This is a genomic window from Alkalimarinus alittae (assembly GCF_026016465.1).
Lineage (GTDB): Bacteria > Pseudomonadota > Gammaproteobacteria > Pseudomonadales > Oleiphilaceae > Alkalimarinus > Alkalimarinus alittae.
Genome location: NZ_CP100390.1, coordinates 2,566,826 through 2,584,009 on the forward strand (window position 1 = coordinate 2,566,826; position 17,184 = coordinate 2,584,009).

The 17,184-nt window shown below is 42.6% G+C and carries 15 protein-coding genes; 5 read left to right on the top strand and 10 right to left on the bottom strand.

Annotation, left to right across the window (positions count from 1 at the left end; genetic code table 11):
* The first annotated feature begins 309 nt into the window (after positions 1-309).
* Positions 310-3,777 (top strand): transcription-repair coupling factor, encoded by a 3,468-nt coding sequence (mfd, locus tag NKI27_RS11725; protein ID WP_265046235.1) that lies wholly within the window; start codon positions 310-312, stop codon positions 3,775-3,777.
* A 57-nt stretch (positions 3,778-3,834) separates the two neighbouring features.
* Positions 3,835-4,701, top strand: coding sequence for a peptidoglycan binding protein CsiV (locus NKI27_RS11730; RefSeq protein WP_265046236.1), 867 nt, complete (start codon positions 3,835-3,837; stop codon positions 4,699-4,701).
* 97 nt (positions 4,702-4,798) lie between these two features.
* Here the strand turns inward: NKI27_RS11730 and NKI27_RS11735 are convergent, their stop codons facing one another.
* From NKI27_RS11735 to NKI27_RS11765, 7 genes are all read right to left on the bottom strand, one after another.
* The gene (locus NKI27_RS11735; protein ID WP_265046237.1) at positions 4,799-5,551 is read right to left on the bottom strand and encodes an S-methyl-5'-thioinosine phosphorylase; all 753 of its coding nucleotides are present in this window, start codon (positions 5,549-5,551) and stop codon (positions 4,799-4,801) included.
* 38 nt (positions 5,552-5,589) lie between these two features.
* On the bottom strand, positions 5,590-6,729 hold the full coding sequence (locus NKI27_RS11740; protein ID WP_265046238.1) for a mechanosensitive ion channel family protein: 1,140 nt from the start codon (positions 6,727-6,729) through the stop codon (positions 5,590-5,592).
* 50 nt (positions 6,730-6,779) lie between these two features.
* Positions 6,780-7,850 carry a beta-N-acetylhexosaminidase gene (gene nagZ / locus NKI27_RS11745; protein WP_265046239.1) on the bottom strand — a complete coding sequence of 357 codons (1,071 nt, stop codon included), beginning with the start codon at positions 7,848-7,850 and terminating at the stop codon, positions 6,780-6,782.
* Between the two features lie 36 nt (positions 7,851-7,886).
* Entirely contained in the window at positions 7,887-8,381 is a 495-nt protein-coding gene (locus NKI27_RS11750) for a L,D-transpeptidase (RefSeq protein WP_265046240.1), read from the bottom strand.
* A gap of 123 nt (positions 8,382-8,504) precedes the next feature.
* The gene (locus NKI27_RS11755) at positions 8,505-9,146 is read right to left on the bottom strand and encodes a TetR/AcrR family transcriptional regulator (RefSeq protein WP_265046241.1); all 642 of its coding nucleotides are present in this window, start codon (positions 9,144-9,146) and stop codon (positions 8,505-8,507) included.
* A 434-nt stretch (positions 9,147-9,580) separates the two neighbouring features.
* A complete protein-coding gene (locus tag NKI27_RS11760; RefSeq protein ID WP_265046242.1) occupies positions 9,581-10,870 on the bottom strand; it encodes an ammonium transporter in 1,290 nt (429 codons plus the stop codon).
* A gap of 372 nt (positions 10,871-11,242) precedes the next feature.
* Positions 11,243-12,091, bottom strand: a complete 849-nt coding sequence (locus tag NKI27_RS11765) for a hypothetical protein (RefSeq protein ID WP_265046243.1) — start codon at positions 12,089-12,091, stop codon at positions 11,243-11,245.
* A 213-nt stretch (positions 12,092-12,304) separates the two neighbouring features.
* Here NKI27_RS11765 and NKI27_RS11770 point away from each other — a divergent pair, with 213 nt between their 5' ends.
* Positions 12,305-12,715 carry a CBS domain-containing protein gene (locus NKI27_RS11770; RefSeq protein ID WP_265046244.1) on the top strand — a complete coding sequence of 137 codons (411 nt, stop codon included), beginning with the start codon at positions 12,305-12,307 and terminating at the stop codon, positions 12,713-12,715.
* A 4-nt stretch (positions 12,716-12,719) separates the two neighbouring features.
* Here NKI27_RS11770 and NKI27_RS11775 read toward each other — a convergent pair whose 3' ends face one another.
* Positions 12,720-13,679: a tRNA dihydrouridine synthase gene (locus NKI27_RS11775; RefSeq protein ID WP_265046245.1), complete on the bottom strand. Its 960-nt coding sequence runs from the start codon at positions 13,677-13,679 to the stop codon at positions 12,720-12,722.
* A 196-nt stretch (positions 13,680-13,875) separates the two neighbouring features.
* Between NKI27_RS11775 and NKI27_RS11780 the strand changes: the two genes are divergently transcribed.
* The gene (locus tag NKI27_RS11780; RefSeq protein ID WP_265046246.1) at positions 13,876-14,481 is read left to right on the top strand and encodes a riboflavin synthase subunit alpha; all 606 of its coding nucleotides are present in this window, start codon (positions 13,876-13,878) and stop codon (positions 14,479-14,481) included.
* Positions 14,482-14,550: 69 nt separating this feature from the next.
* On the opposite strand, the gene NKI27_RS11785 is transcribed toward NKI27_RS11780, so the two are convergent.
* A complete protein-coding gene (locus tag NKI27_RS11785) occupies positions 14,551-15,711 on the bottom strand; it encodes a methyltransferase (protein ID WP_265046247.1) in 1,161 nt (386 codons plus the stop codon).
* A gap of 179 nt (positions 15,712-15,890) precedes the next feature.
* On the opposite strand from NKI27_RS11785, the gene elbB reads away from it, so the two are divergent.
* On the top strand, positions 15,891-16,553 hold the full coding sequence (gene elbB / locus NKI27_RS11790) for an isoprenoid biosynthesis glyoxalase ElbB (RefSeq protein WP_265046248.1): 663 nt from the start codon (positions 15,891-15,893) through the stop codon (positions 16,551-16,553).
* Between the two features lie 37 nt (positions 16,554-16,590).
* Here elbB and NKI27_RS11795 read toward each other — a convergent pair whose 3' ends face one another.
* On the bottom strand, positions 16,591-17,118 hold the full coding sequence (locus NKI27_RS11795) for a VF530 family DNA-binding protein (protein ID WP_265046249.1): 528 nt from the start codon (positions 17,116-17,118) through the stop codon (positions 16,591-16,593).
* Between the last annotated feature and the right edge of the window lie 66 nt (positions 17,119-17,184).

Below are 17,184 nucleotides of genomic sequence, written 5' to 3' on the forward strand. Positions count from 1 at the left end.
TTAACTATAAGCAAATTCTGTTTTAAGAAATTTGCTCTTATTTTAATCAATTATAGTAATGCCATGATCGACACACCATAACCAATAACACAAACAGCCACTACAAGCCTCAGTAGAGCACTCTCAGAGCGACAACCTTCTAAGCCATAGCGCCATTATTCGAACTCAATCACGATATCATCATGACAGTGACAACGATCGAGGTTAGAATAATCTGCAACTAACACACAAGAAAGTATGCCTTTGCACTATATGCACCCTTGGTACACTTATCCTCTGTGACAACCCGACTCAATAAATGACTTATACATGACCGCCAAAACGTTAAGCATTCCAGGTTTACCTTCTTCACCTGCCGACCACCGTCAATGGGGAGCAGTAGCGCCTGGTTTCTCGCCTCTTATTGTTCTCGAAGCCATAAAACAGCACAAAGGTTTGGGTCTTTTAATTACCCCAAACACTGATACTGCGCTCACCTACGAAACCGCACTCAAGTTTTTTAACGACGACCGTGAACTCGAAGTGCTTAATTTGCCTGACTGGGAAACACTCCCCTACGATAACTTCTCACCTCATGAAGATATTATTTCTCAACGTGTCGAGACCCTCTACACACTCCCAAAGCTCACACGCGGCATATTAATCATACCGATCAGCACACTACTGCATAAACTCGCGCCGACTTCTTTTTTACAGGGCGCCGGCTTACTAACATCAATAGGTCAAACACTCAACATCGATAAGTACCGCCTAGAGCTTGAAGCAAACGGATACCGCTACGTTGACACTGTCTATGAACATGGTGAATATGCTATTAGAGGGTCAATTCTTGATATTTATCCGATGGGCAGCGAATTACCCATCAGAATCGAACTGTTTGATGATGAAGTTGAAACACTAAGAACCTTTGATACTGAAACTCAGCGATCACTTGACAAAATTGATCGAATAAATCTACTACCGGCCAATGAATTCCCTTGGGATAAAAGTTCTCGATTAGCATTTCGAACTCGCTGGCACGAGCAATTTGAATCAGCCCCTACAAAGGACTGTTCAATATATAAAGATGTACAATCAGGTATTAAACCACCCGGAATAGAGTATTACCTACCTCTTTTCTTCGATGAGAGCGCCACGCTTTTTGACTATCTGCCTAGTAATACACTTATATTCACACCACCTGAACTCCATCAAGTCAGTGATCATTACTGGCGCGATATTCATCATCGCTATGAAGAGCGCAGACACGATAGATTAAGGCCTATACTCCCACCTGAAGCATTATTTGTTGCCACCAATGATTTATTCTCAAAATTAAAGTCATTCCCAAGAGTTAGCATTGTTAAAGAGGAGCTTGACTCTGGCGCCTCTGTTACCAACATGTCAACGTCGAGCCTTGGAGATGTTTCAGTTGATGCAAAAGCATCAGATCCGCTTTCTAACCTGAGAGCCTTTAAAGACACCTCTACTTCTCGCATCCTGATATGTGCAGAGTCAGCCGGCAGGCAAGAAGCCTTAGAAGAGTTGTTTTCTGACCACCAATTGGCCGTACAAAAAGTACGCAACTGGAATGATTTTCAAAATAGCAAAGCCCCCTTATGCCTTACTATTGCACCACTATCAGATGGGTTTAATGACCCTTCTCGCAATATAACGATCATTTCTGAGTCAGAATTATTTGGTCAGCGAGTGATGCAACGTCGTAGACGAAAAAGCGCTACAGATTCTGGCGAAATTGCGGTTAAAAATTTATCAGAGCTTAGAATTGGGGCCCCAGTAGTCCACATAGATAACGGTGTAGGCCGCTACCAAGGATTACAAACCCTTGAGTTTGATGGGCAAACCAATGAATTTCTAATGCTGGAATACGCACAAGGTGCCAAACTTTATGTACCGGTATCGTCGCTTCATCTTATTTCTCGCTACAGCGGTACAGATGAGTCTCTTGCCCCACTTCATAAACTTGGTAGCGATAAGTGGTCTACAGCTAAACAAAAAGCGGCCGAACGCATTAGAGATACTGCAGCCGAGTTATTAGATGTTTACGCGAGACGAGAAGCCAGAGTCGGCTTTGCCGCGACTAAACCAGACGAAAGCTACCAAGTATTTTGTGCTGGCTTCCCATTTGAAGAAACGCCTGACCAAGCTGCGGCAATCGAAGCAGTTGAAAATGACATGTTAAGCTCAAGACCCATGGACCGCCTTATATGCGGAGATGTAGGTTTCGGTAAAACCGAAGTTGCCATGCGCGCAGCCTTTATATCGACAAATTCTGGTAAACAAGTCGCCGTTCTGGTGCCGACTACCCTACTCGCTCAGCAGCATTATGAATCATTCAAAGATCGGTTCGCAGATACACCCGTACAAGTAGAACTATTATCTCGTTTCCGCACCACAACAGAACAAAACAAAGCGTTATCTGCCATTGAAAACGGTAAGGCTGATATCATTATAGGTACCCACAAACTCATCCAAAAAGATGTTAAGTTTAAAGAGCTCGGTTTAGTCATTATTGATGAAGAACACCGATTTGGCGTTCAGCAAAAAGAGCGCTTAAAATCACTGCGTGCTGAAGTCGATATACTTAATCTAACGGCAACCCCCATTCCTAGAACATTAAATATGGCAATGGGCGGAATTCGTGACCTATCCATTATTGCAACCCCACCCGCCAGACGTCTGTCAGTAAAAACCTTTGTTAGAGAGCGAGACGAGGCGACTATAAAAGAAGCAATTCTTCGAGAATTACTCCGTGGTGGTCAAGTTTATTTACTCCACAACGAAGTTAAGACAATCGACAAAGCTGCTGAAGAAATACAAGCATTAGTGCAAGAAGCTCGTGTCGGTGTAGCTCATGGTCAGATGCGCGAGCGCGAACTTGAACAACGCATGTCAGACTTTTACCATAAACGCTTCAATGTACTGGTGTGCTCTACCATTATCGAAACAGGGATCGACATCCCAAGTGCTAACACTATTATTATTGAACGCGCAGATAAATTCGGCCTCGCTCAACTTCATCAACTTAGAGGGCGTGTAGGTCGATCGCACCACCAAGCTTACGCATACCTACTAACACCCAACCAGAAATCAGTTTCACCCGATGCGACTAAACGGCTTGAAGCCATATCAGCAGCTCAAGATCTTGGCGCAGGCTTTATGCTAGCAACACACGACTTAGAAATTAGGGGCGCAGGTGAATTATTAGGGGATGAACAGAGCGGCCAAATTCAAAGTATCGGCTTTACACTTTACATGGAAATGCTGGAACAAGCCGTTGAAGCAATAAAAGAAGGTAAGACACCTGATTTAGATAAACCATTAAAACACGGCGCTGAAATTAACCTTCGCATTGCAGCGTTAATTCCCGATGATTACCTACCCGATGTACATAATCGCCTAATATTATATAAGCGCATCGCAAACGCAAAAAACAAGTCTGAATTAACTGAACTACAAGTCGAGATGATTGATCGATTTGGCCTACTCCCAGATCAAGTCAAAAATCTTTTCAGGCAAACTGAACTTAAGTTAATTGCCGAATCATTGGGCATTATAAAACTCGATGCAGGTGCAACCTCGGGTAGAGTCGAGTTTTCAGGTGATACGGATGTTGACCCACTTACTATTATCCAGCTCATTCAGGCCAACCCTTCGAAATATCGACTAGATGGCGCAAGCGCCCTGAAATTTGAGATAGACCATGGCGACACAGATGGTAAACTTAAACAAATTAATCAGTTGCTAGCAACATTAAGCAAAAGTACACAACCGTAAAGCTTTGACTAGCCAAACGTTAAAGTTCGCCATTAGACGCCAATTGACTGAGAGCAAATGAACACCTTGACGCTAAAAACAACCACAACAGCACTCGCACTGATTTTTACAGCACTGCTATCGACGCCTAGCACTGTTTACTCAAGTGGAAGCAACAAGCAGCCCGTGACCTGGTATCAAATCGAAGTCATATTGTTTAAAAATATACAGCCGTATGAGCTGGATAAAGAACATGTGACCATTGATATCCCCTCTTCAGATCAGCATTTTGTGTTGGTCAAAGGCAAGCCGATGGTTAGCAATCAACTTCAGCGGTTAGACCCGTCTAAACTAACCCTGACCAAATCATTTAACGCATTGAAGCGAAGCAAGAATTATAAAGTGCTTGAATTTTCAGGCTGGAAGCAGCCCCTTATTAAAGACCAACCCGGCACACCGCTCATCATCACTTCTGGTGAACAATATGGACCACATTATGAGCTTGAAGGGACACTAACCTTTAGAAAAAGCCGTTACTTACACCTTCATGCCGATTTATTTATGGCCGACTACACTCTTGGCCCTGCTATAAACATGAAAAGCTGGCTACTAGAAGACGACAACGTTGCAGCCCGTATCACTCAATTAAATGACCCCACAAACAATTCTAATACGGCATCAAATGCTAGCCGTAGCATGATGCTAAATCATATCATCGAGCAGACAAATAAAACGAACCAAGCCCAACAAGGCGACACAAACACCCCTGATCTTGCGCTCAGTTCACAGGATGCTGATACGAATTATACTGCGAGCAATATCGTTCATCTGGATGAGTCCAGAAGGATGAGAAGTGGCGAAATTCATTATCTCGACCACCCAAAGTTTGGCTTATTAGTGACTATTGAGCCGACGGATCCACCGTTTGTGTATAACCCACGCTAATCAAAATCGTTATAAGTAAAGAGCTGTGATTAACTCACGCTCTTTGTATCCATTTGAGACTACATTTCTTTGACGCCGTGATCTAATACACCGCACATCAAGCCTGCTTAATCGTTTCAACCAATATCTGTCGAACGTATCCCATACCTTCATCAATCGCTTGGTCTATCTCATCCATCGTGATGATGTTAGCTGTTTTGCCTGCGGCCCAATTTACAACCAACGCCAAGCACGCATATTCAATCTCTAGCTCTGCAGCAAGGGCCGCCTCAGGCATTCCTGTCATCCCGATAATATGACAGCCATCACGCTCTAATCGCGCAACTTCTGCGGCAGTTTCTAATCTTGGCCCTTGAGTACAGGCATACACACCATAGTCACTATAGGCAACATCATGCGCTTCAGCTGCATCGATTAATAGCTGTCGTACTGACTCCGTGTACGGATAAGAAAAATCAATATGCGTTACGGCATCTATCTCGCCTTCAAAGTAGGTATTTTTTCTACTGTGAGTGTAGTCAATTAATTGATCTGGAATCACCACATGAGCAGGCCCCATTAAATATTCAATTCCGCCAACTGCATTAACACCAATAATGCTCGTCACCCCTTCTTGCTTGAGTGCGAAGATATTAGCCGCATAATTAACTTCATGAGGAGGAATACGATGTGGGTTACCGTGGCGCGCAAGAAAGATTACCTCTTTACCGTCTAGCTTACCAAAAACCAAAGGGCCACTCGGCTTACCGTAAGGTGTTGCAACCTCTTTGCTTTCAATAATTTCAAGGCCTTCAAGCTCTGTTAATCCAGTGCCCCCGATTACTGCCAACTTTTTTATCGTGTTAGTCATACCCGTTGTCTCTATTGATATCAGCGTTCAAATACTTATTATTTCTCGTTCGCAGAGATGCCCGCAAATTCTGGTGAGCTTGATGTTATTTTCAAATCGTCAGGCAAGTGAACAGTCGTCGTTGGGAACGCAAATTCAGCCCCCTCTTCTTCGATGATGGCCATAATTTTCATCAGTACATCTTGCTTAACTTCGTGAAATTTAATCCAGTTAGTGGTCTTGGTAAACGTATAAATAAAGAAATTTAATGACGATGCTCCGAACGCATCAAAGTTCACGATCAAAGTTTGGTCGCTCGCTATTTCATCATGCGCAATCAGCATATCTTTAACTTTAGCAATGATTTTATTAACACTGGCGCCATCTTGATAACGCACACCAATCGTCTCATAAATCCGTCGATGACTCATTCTCGATGGGTTTTGCACCGAAATACTCGTAAAGGTTGCATTGGGTACATAAAGAGGCCGCTTATCAAAGGTTCTAATCGTGGTTAAGCGCCAGCCGATATGCTCAACAGTCCCTTCTATTTCTTTGTCAGGAGAACGCACCCAATCACCCACTTTAAACGGTCGATCTAAATACACCATTAGGCCGCCAAAAAAGTTTGCAAGTAAGTCTTTCGCAGCAAAGCCAACCGCAATACCACCAATACCGCCAAACGCCAACACACCTGAAACACTATAGCCCAACGTTTGTAACACTATTAACCCAGCCGTAATAAGCACTGATGCTCGAAGTAATTTACCCATCGCAGACACAGTGGTCAGATCCATGGGTTCTTTCATTTTCTCAGGTGACACTACGATTTTCTCTGCACCGCTAATAAATCGAACAATAAACCAGCAAAGCAACGCAATAACCCCTACTTCTCGAATAGGGCCTACAATTGAGAATATTTCTGACCCTGAATACCTGTTGGCGGTATGTGCTGCAATCGATAAACCCAGCAACCAAATCATATAAGAAGCAGGCTTACGTCCAGCATGAAGCAACGTGTCATCCCATAAGTTTCTCGTTTTATTGAGCTGTTTTTCAAGCTGCGAGAAAAACTTACCCGATACAAAACTTAAAATCGCCGTCAATAACACAACAGCGAAAATCTGGAACATTCCTCGATAAGCCTCATCGCCAAAATTCAGCGTTTCGAACCACTGATCTACAGCAGAGAAATCCATACCTAAACCTCAATTAATAATGTCAAAAACAATACAATGAAACATTTTACTTAATGTGTAATTGCCTTAATCGCACTCTGCCACCGATCTGACTGCTGAAGGGCAAGAATATCGAAACGTTTGGCGCCTTTCATCTTCGTTAACCTAGGTTTCGATCGTTGATTGATATCACCACGGCCTTCTGTTTCTAGGTAATTTAGAGCCTCTAACGCACCCGCCCTATTGTTACACACCAATACCATATCGCAGCCGGCCTTTAACGCAGCTTTTACCCTACCCGCATAACTACCAGCAACACTCGCACCTTCCATGGTCAAGTCATCACTAAAGATAACCCCATCAAATGATAGCTTGGTACGCAGAATATCGTTTAACCAAAAGGACGAAAAGCCGGCAGGACTTTCATCGCAATCAGAATAAATAACATGGGCGGGCATAACCGCATTTAAACCATTTTTCATAAGTTGTTTAAACGGCTCAATATCGCGAGTTTCAATATCACAAAAGGGTCTATTATCAACAGGCAATGCCACATGTGAGTCTGCCTCAATCGCACCATGCCCCGGAAAGTGCTTTCCAGTGGACGCCATACCCGCCTCAGCCATACCCTCGATCAACGCCGATGCTAAGTTTGCCACAACCGTCACATCACCTGAAAATGCACGATCACCAATGACAGACGAAACACCGTAATCAAGATCAAGCACTGGGGCAAAGCTAAAATCAATATCAAATGCTCTTAATTCAGACGCAAACAGCCAACCACACTCTTTGGCTAAGGCAATCGCCTTTGTAGGGGTTGAAGCATAGAGATCACCAAACACTCGCATAGCGGGGATGCGAGTAAAGCCTTCTCTAAACCGCTGAACACGACCACCTTCATGATCAACTGCAATCAATATAGTCGGGTTACACGCCCTTATATCGGCAATCAATGCAGAAAGTTGGTCTAATGATGAATAATTGCGTGTAAAAAGAATCAAACCGCCCACCAACGGGTTAGAGAGCAGTTGTCGATCCTCCTCACTCAATACCAAGCCTGCAACATCAACCATCAAGGGACCTATGTGCGTGGTAGGTTCTGACGTCGAAAGCTTCGCAGATAGTGTCGTCTTCTGCATGTTAATTATTATTCCCTAGGTTTTTAGTCATGATGATTAAACGATAATAACACGGGCCCCTACTGAAACCCTGTCAAATAGATCGACTATATCCAAATTTTTCATACGGATACAGCCGTGGGATAACGGAACCCCCATAGGCTCCGTATCAGGAGTACCATGAATATAAATATATCGGCGCATAGTATCAACAGCCCCTAATCTATTTACACCTGGCTGCGTACCAGAAAGCCACAGGATGCGACTAAGAATCCAATCTCTATTAGGGTATTGCTTGGCTAGTGTTCCTGAATATATTTCACCAGTAGGTCTACGAGCAACAAAAACCGAGTTGATCGGTTTTTGTTGGCCTATTTTGGCTCTAACGATATGATGACCGCGAGGTGTGCAGCCACTACTAGACATTTCACCTGCACCATTGAGCGCAGTTGAAACTCGATAACACAACCAAGGCTTAGCATATTTTAAAAGCGTCAGCGTTTGGTGTTGGATGTTAACTTCTAGGGAGAGTGAGGCATCTATATTAGGCATAAACTGATTTTAACCGTCCTTTCACTTTATGCCATACACCTTAATCTTATAAAGCCCGAATTTAAAGCGCGGATTGCCACAATAAACAAACATAAAACGAAAGTATTGAATCAGTAAAGCCGTTTATTTATGCAGTGGAGCTTGTAAGCCTGCAGCTAAAAACGGCACTAATCGCCTAACGACTTCTTCAGTCGAACTATTAACATGCATTTCATTTTCAAGAATACCCGATAGTGCTTCTATACTAGACATCGTAAACGCGGTTGTACCCAGCATAAACTGAATTCGCCAAAAGCGATCAACAGGCGACAACTCAGGGGTAGCCTCACGCACATGCTTCATAAATAACTTAAACGCACGGCTGTATTCTTGTTCGAGGTACTTACGTAAATGACCTTGCGATTGAGTATATGCCAAACCCAGTAAACGCATAAAAACGGATACTCCGGTTTTGCTCTGCGTTGGCACTTTAATAATGCAGGTTATAACAAGCCCCATTAACGTTTCTATATCAATCGGGTTACCTGCATGTTTTTCAGAAACACGCTTTAACTCGTTCTCAAGGTTGCTAGAGAAGGGAGAAAGAAATCGAGAAAAGACAGCTTGAATCAGGGCATTTTTAGACCCGAAGTGGTAATTAACAGCCGCCAAATTAACCTTTGCTTTACTGGTTATCATCCGCAATGAGGTTTCAGAAAATCCCCGTTCTGCGAAAAGAACCTCTGCTGCATCAAGTATTCGATCTACCGTATCTGATTGCGCCATGCTGAAAACTTCATCTATTCATTAAACTATACTAAAGAATTAGAGTGTTTAATAACCCAATAAAGCCTCTTGCTTTTATTAGTATAAACATTCCAAACAATTGTTTTAAACATACGTTTGGTTGGTACTTATGTCAAGCATGTTTAACAGATCGTTAAAGCATCTAACGCAGCTATAAATAACGTAAATCGAGTGCGGACAATCACTTATTGTATATAGAATGGGGTAATTTTAATCGCTATCAATGGCGTCTAAATAGACAACTTTCTGAAAGCAAAAAAGGATAATCGACTTAGATAGAGGGCTTTGCACAAAGCAAAGACTTAACCACGTTTTGTAGGTCGGGCTTTTCTGTTGAGCCTACGTTTAGATATACCTTTGCATTTTTTGTCTCTCGGTAATTCAGGGGCCGGTAGCCCCTTATTTCCGTTTTATTAGAGGTTGTAGCCTTTTTCTTCATGATACGCTGTATCTAGACCTTCTACTTCCTCTTCTTCTGAAACGCGAAGCGATGTAAATACACCAACAAGCTTTAATATTCCATACGTGACTACTGCGGTATAGACAGTCGTTACAATAATTCCGATCAACTGAACTTTAAGCTGCCCGCCTATCGATACAATACCATCAGCAAAACCAAACCCGCTAAAAACACCCAACTCTGTAGATGCAAAAATACCGACTAAAAACGTACCCAAAATACCACCAATACCGTGGACCGGAAATACATCTAAACTATCATCTATCTTCAATACTCGCTTTACATACTGTGTGGCATAAAAACACACAAACCCAGCCGATAAGCCAATCACTAATGCTCCACCTGGGCCTACAAACCCTGACGCGGGGGTGATGGCACCTAAGCCTGCAACCATACCCGTTACAACACCTAACGCACTCCCCTTACCAAATTTTTTCCATTCAATCGCCATCCATACCAAAGCCCCCATGGCGGCTGAGATATGAGTGACTAGAATGGCCATGGCAGCATCACCATTCGCGCCTAACGCACTGCCTCCATTAAAGCCAAACCACCCAACCCATAGCATACCAGCGCCAGTAACCGTCATTGTCATATTATGTGGAGGCATCGCCGTACCCGGAAACCCTTTTCGTGGCCCTAATACAAGTGCCGCGACTAATGCAGCCACACCCGCTGTAATGTGAACAACCACGCCACCGGCAAAGTCATAGAGCCCCATTTCTGCAAGCCAACCGCCGCCCCAAACCCAATGCGCAACGGGCACATAAACAGCCAACAACCACAATGCGCTAAAAAGAAGCACCGCAGAGAAACGCATACGCTCTGCAAAACCGCCAATTATCAATGCAGGCGTAATAACCGCAAATGTCATTTGAAATATCATAAATAACGGCTCTGGAATATCTCCAGATAGCGTATCTCGCCCAATCCCCGTTAACATCACCTTACTAAAGTCACCGATCACCCCGTTGCTTTCGCCAAACGTGAGACTATATCCAATAATCAACCAAAGCAGTGAAGAGACAGCCGCAATAGCGAAGCACTGCATCAGAATAGAAAGCACATTTTTAGAGCGCACCAAGCCACCATAAAACAAAGCAAGCCCAGGTAATGTCATAAATAACACTAGCGCACTAGCCGTTAACATCCACGCCGTATTGGCTCCATTCATCTGTGTTTCATCGGCTAGCGCCAACCCAGGCAACATTAATGCCCCAAACGTTAAAGTTAATTTGTTCATGCCTTCATCCAAAAAATTGATTCAATGCACCAAGGCTGTGCGATATCATAATCACGCACCAATATAACGCCTCAGCACCACTAAAAATTTGAATTAAATACGTTAAATAACAATATATTATTATTTATATTCAATTAGTTACGCTATATTTTTAACAACAGGGTTAAATGACTTAATGGTAATTAAAAACAAAACGCACCAAGTATCAGCATGATCTGTGCCATTCAAGGGTAGGTTGCACCCATAAGGCGCAAAAATAGAAAATAAAGGTGTTTAATGTAGTCAGAAAGGTGCATTAAATTGAGCAACATGAATATGTGCTCGGTGACCATAGCATTGAACGTGAATGTAAGGCCATGTTATAGAATGTTTTTACTCAGGCACTGTTACCGTCACAACCTGTTCTGGCGGTACCACTACCGACGTCTCTTGAGTTTCTGAGGGTTCTACAACGGTATCATCAATACCATTTTCAAGATTGTTAAAATGATTCTTCATATATTCTTTCTGCACTCTTTTGTACGCTTTTTCTGCCTCTAGCATCAACTGTAGGTACAGACGAATATGTTTTTTTTCTCTAATGAAACTGAATAAGCGTTTATTAGCAGAAACATCCATAAGTCCTTGGTATATTTTTCGATCTAAGTTTTGGTTGTAACTCGTTAATCTTCGGCAGCGCCAAGCAAGCCCATCTTGCCCCTCGAGCAACATAATATGATTAAGTGCTCTAAACTCTAGTTTTTTACGCTCTTGTAGCAGTTCGTAGTATGTTGGTTCAGAAATAAAAAACCGCCTAAATGTTTTAATTGAAAAACAAAGCGTAATAAAAAGTAAACCAAACGCACTCCCACCTACCCAAGCAGGGACTAGCCCCAAAACGCCTGCGCAAAAAACGATAAATTCAATACAGCAGATAAAAAGCCAATAATCACGGCTTCGCTTAGCAATGGCTACAGAGCGGTTGTCAGGGTAATCATCAAGCAGCAACCAGTCGTAATTAACGTTGAGTAACGTCTGACAATCAGCAAGAAGTTTTTTTCGTGCATGCTGCTTATTCCGTAACTCTGCTACCCGTTTAAACTCAGCATTTTCTTGCTCTTTACGCTTTTTTTCCAAGTCTAATTCTTTAGTGGTTGTTGGCCTATACGCTGCCGCACCAGAAACAGCACTATTGGAAGCGCTGCCTTCAACCTTAGTTTGTTTTACCTGCTCATTATCCATTTATGCACTTCATTTTTGTTAAGGTACTTATTACTGTATCGTTCACAGCTCGCTGATCTTTAAGTGTTTTTCAAAATTGATTAGTGTCAGACCATTAAACATGAAGCATTGTTACGATAATATGAAGTAAAACTCTTTAATAGTTCAGTGTCATTTTCACAGAAAGCTGACTATAAATAAGATAATAAAAGCAAATAAACCAGAGGACTAGCAATGACTACATCATCGCTTTTAGTAAGTGACTACATGAAGCCAGTCACAGAATATTTTTCGCCTGACACCAGTGTCGAAGAAGTTGTTAAGACACTTGTAAAGAATAAACTGATGGGTGCTCCAGTACTCGACAAAGATAAAAAACTGGTTGGTTTTATCTCTGAAAAAGACTGCCTAAAGAAAATGCTTAATAACAGCTATTACAGCCAACATAATCATGTTGCTAGAGATATTATGCGTACAAACCCATTATCAGTCTCACCTAACACTGATATTATTAATCTAGCTGAAGAAATGTTAGGTAAGCGACCTAAACTGTACCCTGTAGTAGAGAACGATGAAGTGATTGGCATTATTACACGCGCAGATGTTCTAAGAGCGCTTGGCACGACACCTAAGGTAAAGCATTAGTTGATTAAATGAGGTTTGCCTGATAAATGCTAAGTTTATCACTGATGAGCTGAGGGGTTTTATCTTGCCTTACCGTAAGAAAGAACGCTTCAGCTTCTGGAAACTCTCGCGATAAATACCGCAACCACTGCTTTATTCGCCCAGTTGCATGTTTCTCGCCCATTTTCTCAAGAGTATTGTTAAAAAACTCTATTAGTAATGCGACAACCTCTGGCCAAACAAGAGGTGTAAAAAGCTCGCCATCTACCAATAGTTTGCACTGTTTGGCTAAGTTCGGGTTACTTATAAGGCCCCGCCCTATCATGACATCGCTGCATTGGCTCTGTTCTTTACATCGCAAATAATCCTCTACGCTCCATACCTCACCATTCGCGACAACCGGTAGATTGACCACTTCTCGTATTCTGGCTATCCAATCCCAATAGGCGGGAGGCCTGTAACCTTCAGTTTTGGTTCTTGCGTGTACAATCAACTCATCAGCGCCCGCCTCTTCTATTGCCGAAGCACATGCTAAAGCAAGAGATTTATCTTCATAACCTAATCTCATTTTAGCGGTTAATGGCGTACCGTCTTGTAAGCCTGCTTTTACCGCCTTAACAATATTGAATAAGTTTTCTGGGTCTGTCAGCAATACAGCGCCCCCATTGCTCTTATTAACCGTTTTTGCGGGACAACCAAAGTTAAGGTCGATTGCGGGAGCCCCTAAGGATGCGGCTAATGCTGCATTTTCTGCCAAACAAACAGGGTCACTGCCCAAAAGTTGCATCCTAACAGGCACCCCTGCGAGGGTTTTCCCGCCATTAAGTAACTCTGGACTAGCACGATAAAATACTTTTTTGGGCAATAGCGTGTTAGTAATTCTGACAAATTCAGTCACGCACACATCAATACCGCCGACTCGCGTCAGTATTTGGCGCATGATATCGTCAGTTAAGCCATCCATTGGAGCTAAAAATATTCTCACTGAAAAACCACTCGCCCTTTATTACTGATACGACCATTTACATCTGTCACGACTTATTAAACCCCAAGCGCTCATCTACGAATTACGATGCGTATGATATAATTCCTTTCAACTTTTACATAGCATCAATTTGTTTAATAACGTCACCTCACTTTAAGTATCCGTGTTATTGATTTAATCAAGGAGTCAATCGTTTATGTTCACAGGTATTGTTCAAGGTACTGCCTTTGTTAAATCTATCGCCCCAAAAGATCTATTTTCTCGAATTGCCATAGAGTTCCCCAAGACTGCTTTAAATAATGTCGCTCAAGGTGCAAGTATCGCCATCAATGGCACCTGCCTAACGGTTTCTGAATTCACTGATAATACGGTTTATTTTGATGTAATGATGGAAACCCTACGCGTCACGAATCTCTGCCAACTCAAGGTTAATGGTGTTGTTAATTTTGAAAGAGCAGCCAAGTTTGGCGATGAAATTGGAGGGCACTTACTATCAGGCCATATTCACACGACGGTAGAGGTTTCGTCAGTAGAAAAGACTGAAAACAACTGCATTATTACGTTTAAAGTGCCAACTAAATGGACTAAGTATATTTTGCCTAAGGGGTTCGTAGCGGTTAACGGCTGTAGTTTAACGGTTGGAGAAGTAGCCAATAACACGTTTAATGTTTACCTAATACCCGAAACACTAAACATTACGACCTTTGGAGCTGCAAGCCCCGGCGACATCATAAACTTAGAAGTAGATCATCAAACCCAAACCATTGTTGATACGATTGAGCGCTTAGGGCTAAAAATTTAATCCATTCAATACCCATACGCCTATAGGTGTATGGGTATATGGATATTTTTGTGCTGTATAAACACGTCGTTATCGTTTAACCGATTTAATCACTACAAATTTATTACTTGAATCTACCAGCGTTGCATTACCAAATAACTTTTTCAGTTTAATGTGGTAATCCAAGTGTCGGTTGCCTACTACCCAAAACTCACCACCCGACTTTAAACACTGCAAAGACTCTTTAAACATCTGCCAACCAACATGCTCACTAATGGCATTTTGCTGATGGAATGGTGGGTTACATAACACCAGATCAACACTGTTTTTCGCTATGCCTTCTAAGCAATCCGTTTGATAAAACTCGGCATTACGCTCTGGAAAATAACGCGCGACATTCGCTTTTGCCGACGCCACAGCCATATTCGACTCATCACAAAATATTAAGTCTGCATTAGGGTTTAACTGTGCAGCTGAAATACCGACTACGCCATTACCGCAAGCCAAATCAACAATTGTTAGTAGGTCATCAGATTCCGGCATGACCGCTAACAATAAACGGGTTCCGATATCCAAGCTATCACGCGAGAATACGTTTGAGTGATTAAGTAAATCAACATCAATTTCTTCAATGGTATAGGTGGTTGGATAGGGATTTGTAGGCGTGAGTGATGAATCAAAGTGACTAAAAATAAGTCGCGCTTTTTTGGTCGCTAGCGAGGTGGTTGTCTCGCCGACTATTTGACCGAGTGTCGTCAATACCGTCATAGGTAAGTACTTAACCATCACACCACCCACAATATGTGTATCGTCGCTCATATTGCTTCGCAAACGTTGCATCACATCGGCAAAATAGCCATGATTTCTAGGGAGTTTGTAAATAATTAAATCATACGGTTTAACCGGTATTGCCGTGTTGTCGATAAACGAAACATCACGTTCACCATACCCATTACCTTTAACATTTTGTGAAATGGCGTGCTGAGAAACAAGAGAGTCCGTTATTACATCAATAGAGACGGGGTGACCTGAAGCAGCCAGCATTTGGCACATAAAGCTGGTAATAGCACCAAATTGATCGTCAAAAACTAAAACACGTTTCTTGTCCTTTAACTCCGCCTGCTGTTCATGCAGATGTTTGATCAATAACTCGTCGGCAGCATCCCATGCTCTAAGCCTATCAGCAGCTCTTACAGGGAAACGTTTTAGCGTAAGTAAGCCTAATGGTGTTTGTAGTTCGGTTTCGGTCATTGGGATCCTGCACGCCTCTAATCATTGATATAAAACAGCCCGCTATTGTACACACTAAATACGTTAGGTTTATAGTACTAAAGTGCGCCTTGACAGGTGATGCATACTCATCAACTATTAGAGCCCTCACGAACGTAGATGTGTCTCTATCGACTCAACATAAACATATGGAGCAATAAATGAAGAAAGTAGCGGTAATTCTCTCTGGCTGCGGCGTATTTGATGGTTCAGAAATCTATGAAACGGTAATTACGTTACTAGCACTCGATAGCCACGATGCTCAGTATCAGTGCTTTGCGCCTAACACGCCGCAACTTCATGTTATAGACCATTTAAAGGGGGATATTGCAGTAGGTGAGACCCGCAATGTTTTAGTTGAAGCGGCTCGCTTAGCGCGCGGTGAGATTAAAGACTTAGCTGACCTAAATGAAAAAGAATTTGATGCGATTATCTTCCCAGGTGGATTTGGCGCAGCGAAGAATCTAAGTGATTTTGCAGTAAACGGCGCATCAATGGTTATTAACCTTCAGGTTAAAGCCGCTGCCCGAGCCTTTGCTCTAGCCAAGAAACCTGCCGGCTATATCTGTATCGCACCGACATTAATTGCGGGTATTTATGAACATGGCGCTGAATGCACCATAGGTAATGATCCTGATACGGCTGCTGCCATTAATACGATGGGCGCCAAGCATATTAATTGTGAGGTGGATGATGTTGTCATTGATGAGAAAAACAAGATTGTCTCTACGCCTGCTTATATGCTAGCAGAAAGAATATCAGAGGCGGCAGCAGGCATAGAAAAATTAGTCGGCAGTGTTCTCAACATGACTGATGCTAAATAGACCTAGCGAGTGATTCTGGAAGACTCATTCAGTGTTCTTACTTTCTTGAATTAGCCCAAGGATCTACACGACCGCCATCGTTAGAGTTGGGTGAGCTAGCAGGTTTTGGATGGCTACGCTCACCCCCTCTACTGCTAGCGTAACCGCCACTGCGCTGCCCTCCATACTTTTTACCTGACGCAGATGACGAGCGGTAGGCCGCTGCTTTCTTCGCTTGTTTTTCGCGTAAACGCTCAGCATCTTCAAAACTCAATTCCGCAGGTTCTCCAGGCGTATGACCCTCAGGTACGATACGATCTCTTGGAGGGACAGAAAACTGCTCAGAAGACGCATTAGGCAAGTTTTTAAACTGATACAAATAAAAGCTTTCGACTTTTTCACGCGCCCAATCGGTTTTTTTAAGAAATTTCACGCTGGACTCAATGCTTGGATTAGTCTTAAAGCAATTGATATTCAAGTAGGCGAATAAAATCTCAAAACCATAATAATCGACCAATTCAATCAACAAGTTTTTTAAACTCAAGCCGTGTAACGGGTTATTCTTGTAGTTGACTTCATCATTCATGTTAGTATCCAAACAAATTAGTGTAGGTTCATGCATTATACCTGTGAGCACACAGACAACCTATAG